Below are 12,261 nucleotides of genomic sequence, written 5' to 3'. Positions count from 1 at the left end.
GAATCCAGGATCCACGCTTTCAACACGTCCCCGACCCCATCAGGAGGCATCGACGAATCGCCGGAGATCCGCACATCAGCTCCCGCGCGTCAGATCTCGCTCAGTATTCTCGCAGCCTCCTCTGCGCTTCTCCCATGATGCACTATCGCGCATATCGCTCTGGTCATGCGGGTCGGATCCCTGTGCTGGAAGACGTTTCTGCCTATGGCGACACCCCTCGCACCTGCCTTCATCGCGCCCTCGATCATCTGCAGGAACTCAAGGTCCGTCGCTGTCTTCGGGCCGCCTGCAATGACCACAGGCACAGGGCAGCCTGCCACAACCTCCCTGAAGCTATCCGGAGATCCGGTGTAGTTCGTCTTTATGATGTCAGCCCCGAGCTCTGCGCCTGCCCTGGCGGCGTGCGCCACGACATCCGGAGCGTTCGGGTTTGTTATATCCTTGCCGCGGGGGTACATCATCGCGACCAGCGGCATGCCCCAGAAGTCGCATCTCTCCGAGACCATCCCGAGGAAGTGGAGCTGCTCCGCCTCGGTCTCAGAGCCGATATTTATGTGGACGCTCACCGCATCCGCTCCGAGCTTTATCGCCTCCTCCACCATGGCGACCTGGACCTTGTTGTTCGGATCAGGACCTAGAGACGTGGAGGCGGACATGTGCACGATCAGGCCTATATCCCTGCCGTAGCCACGGTGCCCATGCCTGACCATGCCCTTCTGCTGGAGCACCGCATTTGCTCCGCCCTTTGCAACCTTATCGACCATCTCGGGCAGGTTTGCAAGCCCCTGTATCGGGCCGACCGATATCCCGTGATCAAGAGGTATTATCACGGTGTTCCCGCTGTCCCTGTCCATGATTCTTTCCAGACGAACACGTTTGCCAATCTCGCTCATAGCTATCTCCTAGTGTTAACGTGGTACATGCTAACAAATGTCATATATAAAAAGATGGCGGTCAGAGTCAGAGATATGCTTTGCCCTGGAATGACCCGGAGATGAGGCTTAGAGGATCTGAGGACGTTTTCACATGATCCTGCAGGCGTTTCTGTTTAGATCCGCATGACTCAGCTGCACTTCTTCAGCGTCATCTCTCTCGTACTCGACCTGCAGACGTTCCTGTTGAGTTTCGCATGACTCAGATCTCAGACGTTTCCCCTCCACTCGCCCGTGACTATGGGCACGCTTGGGGCGAAAGGGCTTCTGTATACGCTCGCCCTCACATGGATTATATTCGGCATGAAACCCATCGATCGCAGCCTGCCTGCGACCTGGAGGTCCTCAGCAGGGAAGTGGTACGCTGCGATCGCGATCTTCCTGCAGCGCATTCTATCAGCACAGCTCAGGATCTTCAGCGCAGCACCCTCAGCGTCGATCTTGACCACATCCGGCCCGATCCCAAGCTCCTCGATGAGACCGTTCATGGTGTTGACAGGAACCTCATCCCAGAAGGTGCTTCTGCGGAAGACCAGGGAGTGAGCAACTGTCCCCTCTGCAAGAAATAGCCTGCCAGTTCCCCTGAAATCAGACAGAGCCATGCGCAGTGGAATGATGCTATCCATTCCCTCCGAATTCATCCTGAGAAGCTCGTAGTTGCTCCGCTCCGGCTCCACCGCGACCACAAGGCCATCCTCCCCCACCATCCCTGCAGCTCTTAACGCGAACGATCCGATATGCGCGCCAACATCAAACACCACCTCGCCCGGGCGTATGTCCAGGAGATCGTAGTGCCTGTGCTGGTATACGTCCCTTATCATATCAGCGTCCCCCTCGGAGAACGGCCGGAATCTGATCAGAACACCATCTGGGAGTTCTGCGCCCAGCACAAGACGATCCAGATCCATGGAGATACATCTGCCTGTATGGGCGCATAAATCCTCTGCAGGTAAAATTAATTAAGTCAGCCTTTAATTGAGCCTGGGGGAAGCTTATGGAGATCATGGAGCACTACTACAGTGATCTGAGGGCGCAGTGGCCTGAAAAGTTCGTCTCGCTGGAGAGGGCGTTCAGCCACATACACGCGGGCGACAGGATCTTCATAGGCACCGGCTGCGGCGAGCCGCAGTTCCTGGTCCAGGCGCTCGCCGACTACGTTAGGGAGCATCCGAAGGCCTTCTTCGACACTGAGATACTTCACGTATGGACGCTGGGCGCTGCTCCATACACAGACATCAAGTTCAGGGAGAACTTCAGGCTGAACACATTCTTCATCGGGAGAAGCACGCGCGATGCTGTGAACAAGGAGCTCGCGGATTATACCCCCATATTCTTCTCAGCGATACCTGATCTGATAGACAGGGGGCGCATACCGATAGATGTCGCGTTAATACAGACAACACCTCCGGACAGGCACGGTTACCTGAACCTGGGGATAAGCGTTGACATCGTGAAGGCTGCTGTGGAGAGAGCGTCAGTTGTCATAGCACAGATAAACTCGAACATGCCCAGGGTCCAGGGAGACGGCTTCATCCACATGGATGATGTGAGCTTTGTTATACCCCACGACGAGCCTCTCCTGGAGTACGTGGAGAGCGTGCCGACAGAGCTGGCCCAGCAGATTGGAAGGTATGTGGCGCGGATAGTGGAGGACGGATCCACGATCGAGGCCGGCTACGGAATGATACCGAACGCGGTCCTCGCAAACCTGAAGCACAAGAAGCATCTCGGCATTCACACATCGCTTCTGACAGATGGGTTCATAGAGCTCATGAAGGTAGGGGCTGTTGATAACTCGATGAAGAGCATAGACAGATACAAGACCATAGCCTCGTTCTGCATGGGCACCCGGAAGACGTACGAGTACATACATGATAATCCGGCGATAGAGTTCAAGACGATCGATTACACGAACAATCCTCTCATCATAGCGAAGAACCGGAACATGGTATCGATCAACAGCGCGATGGAGGTCGATCTCACAGGCCAGGCGACAGCCGAGTCTCTCGGAACGTTCTTCCACAGCGGCATTGGAGGCCAGGCAGACTTCATGCGCGGCGCGGTCCTCTCGCCCGGGGGCAAGGCGATTCTCGCTTTGCCATCGACCGCTGAGAACGGGAGGATATCGAGGATAGTTCCGATGCTCAGGGAGGGCGCAGGGGTCACACTGACGAGAGGGGATCTGCATTATGTGGTCACAGAGTACGGGATCGCCTACCTCCACGGCAAGAACGTCAGGGAGCGTGCGATGGATCTCATAGCCCTGGCGCACCCGAAGTTCCGGCCGTGGCTTTTAGAGGAGGCGAAGCGGCTCTCGCTCATCTATGCGGACCAGCAGTTCATACCCGGCGAGAAGGGCGAGTACCCGGAGCACCTGGAGACGTACAGAACGACGAAGACCGGCATCAACATACTTCTCAGGCCGGTCAGGATCACAGACGAGCCGCTCCTGAAGGATTTCTTCTACTCTCTATCAGACGAGACGATGTACCAGCGTTTCGCATCAGCACGCAAGGGCATGAGCCACAAGCAGCTTCAGGATTTTGTTGTTATAGATTACACCAGAGAGATGGTAATTCTCGCCGTGATCGAGGAGGATGACAAAGAGGAGGTGATCGGCCTCGGACAGTACAGCATCGCGGAGGGAACGCATACCGCAGAGGTGGCCATAGTCGTCAGAGATGACTATCAGAGAAAGGGTGTGGGCATGGAGATCCTCTCGTATCTGGTATACCTGGCGAGAAAGCAGGGGTTGTTCTATCTGAACGCTGAGGTTCTTGTGGAGAACCAGGCGGTTCTGAGGATGTTCGAGCGGCTCAACCTCCGGACTGAGAGGAAGCTGGAGGGGGGTGTGTATTCGGTTAAGATTTACCTGTGACAACCTGCCAGCTGAAGGGCTGCGATGGTTGGATGGTATTTGCTCAATATCGTGAGCGTACTTGAGTTCGCTCTTATCCATCTGATAACTTGCCCGAAGAGGCACCAGTCACGCTGTGCGCTCGTGGCGAGCGAATGAGTTCATTCAGCAACCAGCCTGCATGTCCTTCAAGTTGCTGAATACATAAGAGCGCTTGAGTTACCGATCAAGTGAAGTCCCTATGGCACAGTCGTTCATCCAGAAATATGCCAATAGGGGCAATTTACCTCAACGCATTGGGCATATTCGGCGGATGCCATCATCTGCGCCAGCTTTGCTCAGGGTATCGCGGCCGGATAAAACGCCAGGGCAGATCAATGGTTGTGAAGCTGGGCGTGTGTCATATTGATGGTGAACTCGCCGATGTTCTTTATGTGATCCAGGAATCTCGCGATGCTGCTTGATACCACCATTCTCATCATGATCTCCTCCTGGTTCTCCGCCGATGAGCTGGATATGATGGGTTCCAGGTTCCTCATCGCCTCCCTGCGTATCTCCTTCGTCCGCTCTATTATCGAGTTAGCTGTCTCTGTGTTTCTGTTTAGCAGTGCTGATATGGCCTCATCTATGAGACCGCCAATGATCGCGGAGATCCTCGAGAGCTCAACTGCCATGTCCTCAGGGACAGGCGTGCTGTGCTCGATCACCAGAGCTGCTATGGTGTGTGCGTGATCTGCGATCCTCTCCAGGTTGGATGCAGCGAGCGCGTAGTTGAAGGCCGTGATGACGTCTAGAGAGCTCTGCGAGAGCGCGCCGGTCCTGAGCATCTCGGTGAACTGGCGCGATACAAGAAGATTGAGGCGATCCACATCATCGTCGCGCTGTATGACATCCTCTGCGAGGCTCTTCTTCATCCCTATCAGAGAGTCGATCGCATCCTGTATCATCGACCTCACGACGGTCCTGAGCCGCCTGAGAGCCCTGTCTGACTGGAGCTCCTCAGAGTTCAAAAGATCCTGGATGAGAACCTTGTTACCGGTCTCCTCCAGTATCTCGGGACCGATCAGCTTGCTCACGATCTGATGTATGTCCCTCTTCTGCTCCGGCGTCATGTAGGTGGAGACCACCTCGATCGTTCTGTACCCTGACAGATAACATCCGATGATGTCCCTGATCAGCGCCTCTCCCGACTTCTCCCCGATGTCAAGCTTCACCTTCAGATTCTGGCTCGTCCGCTGAGGTGAGAGTATGAGATCCCCGCTATCCCCCTGTGTGATGTACACTATGGATCCGGGCTTTATGCCGTTTCTCACCGCCCAGCCCTTGGGGAGTGAGACTATGAACGTCGATTTCCCGGTCCTCTGAACCTTTCTCGTCTCCATGTAGATCTCTTAATTCAGATGCTCTCTCTTCCCTTCGATCATATAAACTATGGACTCGCAGATGTTGCAGATGTGATCCCCGATCCTCTCGAGGTGCCTGTTCACCATGAGCATTGGAATCGTCCGGTCCATGAGGCTCATGTTCTCAGCCGTCATCATCATCAGCGCGTCACGCACCTTTACGTAGAGAGAATCGATCTCGTAATCATGCCTCGTCACATTCCTCGCCATCTCTGGATCACCCCTCTCGAGAGCCTCCATCGCCCCTGACAGCATCTCAACCGCGATGCGTGCCATCCTCGAGAGGCCGTCTGGCTTCTCTATATGATCCCTGTCCTTTGTCTGGATCACGGCCCTGGCTATGTCCACGGCGAGATCTCCTGCGCGCTCGAGATCTATCCCGATCTTAAGTATGCCGATTATCATCCTCAGGTCCTTCGCCATTGGCTGCTGAAGGGCCAGGAGCTCCATGCACTTGCTCTCCAGCTTCACGCTCAGATCGTCAACCGCGTAGTCGCCCTGAACGACCTCCCTGGCCAGGATGGCATCGTTCCTGCAGAGCGCCTCCACAGATCTCTCTATCGAGGAGGAGACGAGATCTGAGAGCTCCTTCGTCATCGTCCTGAGCGCGTTCAGATCTCTGTGGTACTTCTCCCTGTACGGACTCAAAACCCCCACCCCAAAGCTAACCAAACCTTCCAGTGATGTAATCCTCTGTGCTCCTCTCCCTGGGATTCTCGAAGATCTGCTTCGTCTCCCCGAACTCTATCATCTCCCCCATGTAGAAGTATGCGGTGTAATCAGAGACCCTCGCAGCCTGCTGCATGTTGTGCGTCACTATGATCTGTGTGTATCTTCCTCTGAGCGATTCCATGAGCCCCTCTATGCGTGCTGTCGATATTGGATCGAGAGCGCTGCATGGCTCGTCGAAGAGCAGGACCTCAGGTCTCATGGCCAGCGCCCTTGCTATGCAGAGCCTCTGCTGCTGCCCACCGCTCAGACCCATGGCCGGCTGATCTAGCCTGTCCTCTACCTCCTCCCAGAGCGCGGCGTCCTTCAGGCTCTGCTCCACGATCCTGTCGATGTTCCTGTATCCATGAATCCTCGGGCCGTATGCAACGTTATCGTAGATCGACATCGGGAAGGGGTTTGGCTTCTGGAAGACCATGCCTATCTTCTTTCGGAGAGAGACGACATCCATGTCCTTATCGTAGATGTTCTTCCCATCGTACAGGATCTCTCCCTCGATCCTGACGCCTGATATGAGATCGTTCATCCTGTTGATGCATCTGATAAACGTAGATTTTCCGCATCCCGATGGGCCTATGAGAGCCGTTATTTTGTTCTCAGGAATCCCCAGGGTTATGTTCTTCAGAGCCTGCTTATTCCCGTACCAGAGCGATAGGTTCCTCGACTCTATCTTGAACAAGCAAGATACCTCCTGCCGCCCACGGTTCATGCTGAGCGGGACAGGCACGCTGACCGCATGGGACATCCGGTGATCTCCTGTGTTAAATGAAGATACTGGGCTTCCGGGATCTATTTATATTTTCGCCGGTTCGGAATGCCGGCCACTGGAAGAGATGCTGCGAGGACCGGATCACGCCTGAGCGTAAACAACACAAACACCACCGATCTGGTATTCTCAGCGAGGAGCAATCAGACGCACAGAATGGACCGCAGGATACGGGAGCGATGTGGTCTCAAAACCGCAGCAAATGCATTTCCACCTGCAATGCCTCAGGGGCGCGCGGTTTTGAGATGCAATTCGCTCATGCCCGGAAACGAAGAGAGAGCTTTTATCGTATTTGCTCAATATCGTGAGCGTACTTGAGTTACTGATCAAGTGAAGCCGCTATCATCGGGCATAGTTGTTCATCCAGAATCCGCCAAGAGGGCAATTTACCTCAACGTATTGAGCATGTTCCTTTTATCAGGGGACCAGTCTCCTCCGATCTCTTGGAAAGAGCACCGCATCCCTGATGTTCTCAAGCCCGAGCATGGTCTGGACGAGACGCGCCAGCCCCAGCCCCCAGCCTGCATGTGGCGGCATTCCGTACCTGAACGGCTTGAGGTAGAACTCGAAGCTCTCCGGGTTCAGACCCTTCTCCTTTATTCTGCTGACTAGGAGATCGTAATCATGCACGCGCTGCGCACCGCTCGCAAGCTCCATCGTGGGATGCATGAGGTCGAAACCCTTGCAGATCTCAGGTTTATCATCATATGGCTGTGTGTAGTATGGCTTCACAGAGCTCGGCCAGTCCGTCAGGAAGTAATGCTCTCCGATCACAGATCCCAGGTAGTGCTCGGTCTCAGTATCTATATCATCACCCCACTCCATGCTTTTCTTTCCGGATTCGCTGGCCATCTCGAGTGCCTCTGTGTATGTGATCCTCCTGAACGGAGTCTTCGGGACATCAAGCTCAACGCCCAGAATTTGTAGCTCCTTATCGCAGCTCTCCAAGACGTATCTGTAAGCCGAGGAGACAGCGTTCTCCAGGAGCGACATCACATCCTCGTGATCCGCATAGCTCATCTCTATATCCACAGATATCGCCTCGTTCAGATGTCTCCTTGTGTCATGCTCCTCAGCCCTGAATATCGGCCCTATCTCGAAGACCCTGTCGAGGCCCGTGGCCATCAGCATCTGCTTGTAGAGCTGCGGGCTCTGGTTCAGGAACGCCTCCCTCTCGAAGTAGCTTATCGGGAAGAGAGCTGTGCCTCCCTCAGTCGCGGTCGCCACGATCTTTGGCGTGCAGACCTCGATGAATCCGTTCTCATAGAATGTGTTCCTCAGGCTTCTCATAACAGCGGACTCTATCTTGAAGACGGCCATCGATGCGGGTCTTCTCAGGTCCAGAAACCTCGCATCCAGCCTGGTGTCGAGCTCCGCGCCGACCTTACCCGTGGGATCGAGGGGCAGGGGCGAATCCGCTCTCGAGAGCACCTCCACAGCCTCAGGGAGGATCTCGAAGCCGTTCGGCGCCTTCGGCTCTGCCTTGACCCTGCCGCGAACCAGAACCACACTCTCCCTGCTCACGCCGCGCACAGTCTCCACCAGCTTTCGGTCAGCCCTCTTTGTGAGAACCGTCACCTGCGCGAGCCCCTCCCTGTCTCTGAGAACGAGAAAGCATATTCCACCAAGATCCCTGATCTCGTGGACATGTCCTGCCAGCGTGACCTCTGATCCGTCCATCTCCGGACGTATCTCACCGGAATAATGAGTTCTGAGAATCAATGGAATCTCACCCTTCGAAAGATTGGCTCCGGGTATAAAAGCAGTCCGGAATCGTTGATGCTCAGGGATCTGTGCATCTGGGTCCGAGCGCGATCTCAAGGAGCACCTTCGCCCATCTGAGCTTCTTGGACTTTCTGGGCGTGACGTTCTCATCATCAAAATCGAACCCGATCAGTCTGATGCTTTTGGGCATGAACTCGAGTGCGAGAAACACGGCCCTGTCGCCGTCTGTGAACCCTCCGAAGTTGTGGACGTTCTCCAGCGGCGATGCCTGCGTCGTTCCCAGGACACGCCTGAGATGCGGCACGTGCTCCTTCAGCTTATCGATGTTATCCCCGTGCGCATGCACCACGACCGCAGATCCCCTGCGATTGGCATCGATGATGTCCGGAATGCATCCATCCAGATCTGTCACTATGATGTCTGGGATCACATCATGCTCAAGAAGCACTGATGTGGCGCCGTCTGCTGCCACGACAACATCCGAGGGAGTTATTCCTCCGATCTCATCTCTCAGGCGGGGAGCGTTGCCGCACACCACCACATCCCTGCCGCGAACAGCATCCTTGAGCTCGTCCAGCGTGATCTGATCGATGGAATCGAGAAGAGAGGAGAGAACGCGCGCCGCCTCCTCATCCCTGGATCTGGAGAAGCTGAAGTCGGCAAGGATCCTCTTGTATATCCTATCCCATTCCTCGAAGCGCATCTGCATTTAATTGATTGGAGAAGCAAAAAGCCTTGTGCTGATAATCCGGAGGAGAAACGGCAGACGGCTGCTCAGAATAAAACAGAAAGGATAGGGATGGATCCCTATCTAAGCCCACGCCTTGAATGGCGGGTTCACATCAGTCGGCCCGTACATTCCGGCCCTTGCCTTCGCGAGGCAGGAGCAGTCGAATATGCCCTCAGCGCTCGAGCCGAAGCCCTTCTTCAGTCCAGCCGGAATATCAGCCCAGCCGCCAGAGCAGCACGGGAGCCAGTCCTCGCTCTTCTGGGTGAGCTTGTACGGCACGTTCAGTGTCATGTTCTTGGTTATGTCGTATGTACCGAAGTAGTCCTCATCGATCTCTATCGCCGGGTTCTTGTAAGCCCGTATATCGCTCAGGGCGCTGCTGGTCAGTGCAGTGCCTGGATATGCTGGCACGGCCGCATTCGCTGTGTAATCTGAAGATGCCTGGAGCACTCCGAAGTGGACCTTGCCGTTGTCGACATGCTCGTTGATCTTCATCTGTGTGTAGCCCACTCCCTCGTACACCGGATCGTACTGGTGGAAGTACTTCTCCTTCGCAAGGACCTCAAGCTCCTTGTCTATGCCGTGAGCGTACTCGACCTCATGGTGCATCGAGGTTCCTGCGCGGTAGTTCTTTATCCAGGTCTTCTCCTTGAGCAGCGAGTCGAAGACGAGCGGGTTCACAGCGTAGTAGCCCGCGCCGATCGCGAACTGGTACGGCGAGTAGACCATCACGTTGTCCTCCTTCACGGAGATGCACGAGACGTTCTCGTCGACCCAGTCGGCATCTATCGGGTGCGTGTTCTTATCGAGCTCCTGCGTGAACATCACGAACTCGTTGTCTATGGAGCCCGAGCCATGGACGTAGTCCTTGAAGGCGAGCGCGCCGGCCTTGGCATACCTGTATGTCATGAAGTAGCCGCTGCCCTGGACGTCCTGCTCGAAGTTGAAGGTCACGTTCTTCTCTGCGACCTCGTTGGGATATCCGCCCTTCTCCCCTGGGTACTTATAACCCTCTGGCTGTAAATCCGTAGAAAGCCCATATTTGGCGTGCACTGAGGACATCCCTATAATAACCATAACTGCAAGCAGCAGTATGACTCTCTTCAAATCTTTCCCTCCATCCAAATTCGATACAGACTGAAACTGTTATCTTTTCTGTGAATCTCCTATTTTAATCTGTTGATTGAAACGACGCCGGAAGCGCCCCAGCAGAGCACAGGACATCCGAAGATCTCGCACTGAGATGCATGATCAGAGATGGATGCCAGATTGCACCTCGAACTTTGCCAAATGCAGCAAGTATAATCGAACCTCGCAGCATATCCGAACCCCAGATTTGCACTCACGATGCTCCTGGAATCCTGAAGCGCAGCAGCGCAGCGACCCCGCCCAGGGCCTCAAGCCTCTCTCCAGGCTCGAACTCCGAGCTGAATATCACAACCCTGCCGCGCCCTCCAGTGACATCTCTTATCAGCTCCTCCATCTCGCCCCTCCGCACGAGATTGTCCGTGATCATCAGGGTCTCGATCGCGCCGTAGTTCGCAGCCTCCCTGACCTCTCTGATGCCGTAAGCTGCCCTTCCATCTGTCGCTATCTCCTTCATCAGATCGTCCATCAGCCTGGTCTCGCGCGATATCCTGCTCGCCTCGACGATCCTGTCAACCGTTCCTCTTCTCAGAACCTCCTGGAATCCAGACCTTCCTGTGGATGATGCATCATCCATTGTGAGGCGCTTGAGGAGATCAGGGTACCTGGCCTCCATCACCTTCCTGAGATCCTCCTTCGTGAAGCCCGGGCCTGCCAGGACAACATAAGCATCATCGCCAGCAGAGTTCGCAATCTGATCCGCGACCTCTTTTAGGAAATCATCTCTCACGCTGGATCCAGAGCCTTTCCCGCTCCCTCCCCTGATCTCGGCCACGGTCTGGACGCCGAACTGCCGGAGGACGCCTATTGTGGCCTCGCCCTCCTCGACGAGAGCCAGGACGACCCGCGGCCGGTTCGACTCTGCCACAGCCTCCTCGATCCTCTGGAGCTCGTCAGGGCGCCATCTCTTTATTATAGAGAGCTCCGACCCGGCCTCGATGTTCAGCGTGTGATAAGACCCGATATCCACCCCCGACTTTATCACCCCATGGATCCTGAGCCAGTTTGAGTATGTGTGGAACTCCACAGCCTCAACCGCGATGCCAAGCCGCACAGTCCTCCGCTCGGCCTTCTCCGGCCGGAGCTTGTCCGTCGCGCCGGAGATCTTGCGCTGTGTTGTGGCAAAGACCAGATCTCCAGGAGATACGAGATGCTTCAGGTGCCAGAGATCGTCAAGGCTCTCAGCAACCAGAGAGATCTCACCCTCATCACCGCGAAGGCTTCTTTTCACGACGCGCATAAACACCATCATCAAAGAGCATCGATCTCAACGCCTGATCCCGGCAGCCGATCAGATGGTAGTGGGCTCTGAGCTCGGATCAGAGCCCCGCATGAACCCGGCGTCCGGATGAGATGATCACTTTCTGAGCTTCGCCAGTATCTCCTCGACCTCCTCGTATCCCTCTTTGTACAGCTCCTCCTCGCGCGGCTCAAGCTCCTTGAGAAGCCTCAGGAACTCGCCGGCGTGCACAACCTCCTCATCAGCGATGTCGATCAGCACAGCCCTCGCGCGATCGTCATCTGTTGACTCCGCGAGCTGCGTGTAGAGCTGGATCGCCTCGTACTCAGCCGCGATGACATACCTTATCGCCCTCACAAGCTCCTGTTTTGTGAGCTTCCTGTCGCTGGCCATGCCCGCAAACGGTGTGGCAAACTCTGGCATCGAAAATCACCAACCTCTTTTTTGTGGATTGGCGGAAATAGTTATCGGAAAGCAGAGAAGTGGCAGGCAGATTCAATAACTCCAACCATCATATGTATTTGTATTCTAAAGCTCGTTAAAATTACTACTGCTCCGTAACATCAATTTTTAACCGTATTGTAGTGTCGTTTGGGTTTTGCTCTGGCATTATCTTTGCTGAACTTCCACCGTACAGTTGCGCGGATCGCATTTCGTTCCTGTTGCCAGCCCACAAACCTTCAGCACATCTACTATCTCTTTGTCACTCCTGCCCTCATCCGCAAGAAGCAGC

11 protein-coding genes are annotated in these 12,261 nt (G+C 55.1%); 1 reads left to right on the top strand and 10 read right to left on the bottom strand.

Annotated elements, in window-relative coordinates; genetic code table 11:
- Nucleotides 1–89: 89 nt before the first annotated feature.
- Entirely contained in the window at nt 90–893 is an 804-nt protein-coding gene (locus tag QHG98_00055) for a 2-amino-3,7-dideoxy-D-threo-hept-6-ulosonate synthase (GenBank protein MDH7596125.1), read from the bottom strand.
- Between the two features lie 248 nt (nt 894–1,141).
- Entirely contained in the window at nt 1,142–1,840 is a 699-nt protein-coding gene (locus QHG98_00050) for an FkbM family methyltransferase (protein MDH7596124.1), read from the bottom strand.
- An 86-nt stretch (nt 1,841–1,926) separates the two neighbouring features.
- Here QHG98_00050 and QHG98_00045 point away from each other — a divergent pair, with 86 nt between their 5' ends.
- Nucleotides 1,927–3,810, top strand: coding sequence for a GNAT family N-acetyltransferase (locus tag QHG98_00045; protein ID MDH7596123.1), 1,884 nt, complete (start codon nt 1,927–1,929; stop codon nt 3,808–3,810).
- Between the two features lie 353 nt (nt 3,811–4,163).
- On the opposite strand, the gene QHG98_00040 is transcribed toward QHG98_00045, so the two are convergent.
- From QHG98_00040 to QHG98_00005, 8 genes are all read right to left on the bottom strand, one after another.
- Nucleotides 4,164–5,171 carry a phosphate uptake regulator PhoU gene (locus tag QHG98_00040; protein ID MDH7596122.1) on the bottom strand — a complete coding sequence of 336 codons (1,008 nt, stop codon included), beginning with the start codon at nt 5,169–5,171 and terminating at the stop codon, nt 4,164–4,166.
- Between the two features lie 9 nt (nt 5,172–5,180).
- Nucleotides 5,181–5,849 carry a phosphate signaling complex protein PhoU gene (gene phoU / locus QHG98_00035; GenBank protein ID MDH7596121.1) on the bottom strand — a complete coding sequence of 223 codons (669 nt, stop codon included), beginning with the start codon at nt 5,847–5,849 and terminating at the stop codon, nt 5,181–5,183.
- Between the two features lie 7 nt (nt 5,850–5,856).
- Complete coding sequence (pstB, locus tag QHG98_00030) at nt 5,857–6,600, bottom strand: phosphate ABC transporter ATP-binding protein PstB (protein ID MDH7596120.1); 744 nt, start codon at nt 6,598–6,600, stop codon at nt 5,857–5,859.
- A gap of 504 nt (nt 6,601–7,104) precedes the next feature.
- Nucleotides 7,105–8,409 (bottom strand): aspartate--tRNA(Asn) ligase, encoded by a 1,305-nt coding sequence (aspS, locus tag QHG98_00025; GenBank protein MDH7596119.1) that lies wholly within the window; start codon nt 8,407–8,409, stop codon nt 7,105–7,107.
- 61 nt (nt 8,410–8,470) lie between these two features.
- Complete coding sequence (locus QHG98_00020; protein ID MDH7596118.1) at nt 8,471–9,115, bottom strand: DUF115 domain-containing protein; 645 nt, start codon at nt 9,113–9,115, stop codon at nt 8,471–8,473.
- Nucleotides 9,116–9,223: 108 nt separating this feature from the next.
- Nucleotides 9,224–10,249 carry a hypothetical protein gene (locus QHG98_00015; protein ID MDH7596117.1) on the bottom strand — a complete coding sequence of 342 codons (1,026 nt, stop codon included), beginning with the start codon at nt 10,247–10,249 and terminating at the stop codon, nt 9,224–9,226.
- A gap of 235 nt (nt 10,250–10,484) precedes the next feature.
- The gene (locus QHG98_00010; protein MDH7596116.1) at nt 10,485–11,528 is read right to left on the bottom strand and encodes an mRNA surveillance protein pelota; all 1,044 of its coding nucleotides are present in this window, start codon (nt 11,526–11,528) and stop codon (nt 10,485–10,487) included.
- 117 nt (nt 11,529–11,645) lie between these two features.
- On the bottom strand, nt 11,646–11,951 hold the full coding sequence (locus QHG98_00005; protein MDH7596115.1) for a ferritin family protein: 306 nt from the start codon (nt 11,949–11,951) through the stop codon (nt 11,646–11,648).
- Between the last annotated feature and the right edge of the window lie 310 nt (nt 11,952–12,261).

The sequence above is a fragment of the Methanothrix sp. genome (assembly GCA_029907715.1).
GTDB lineage: Archaea > Halobacteriota > Methanosarcinia > Methanotrichales > Methanotrichaceae > Methanothrix_B.
This window is presented reverse-complemented; position numbering and strand designations above follow the sequence as displayed.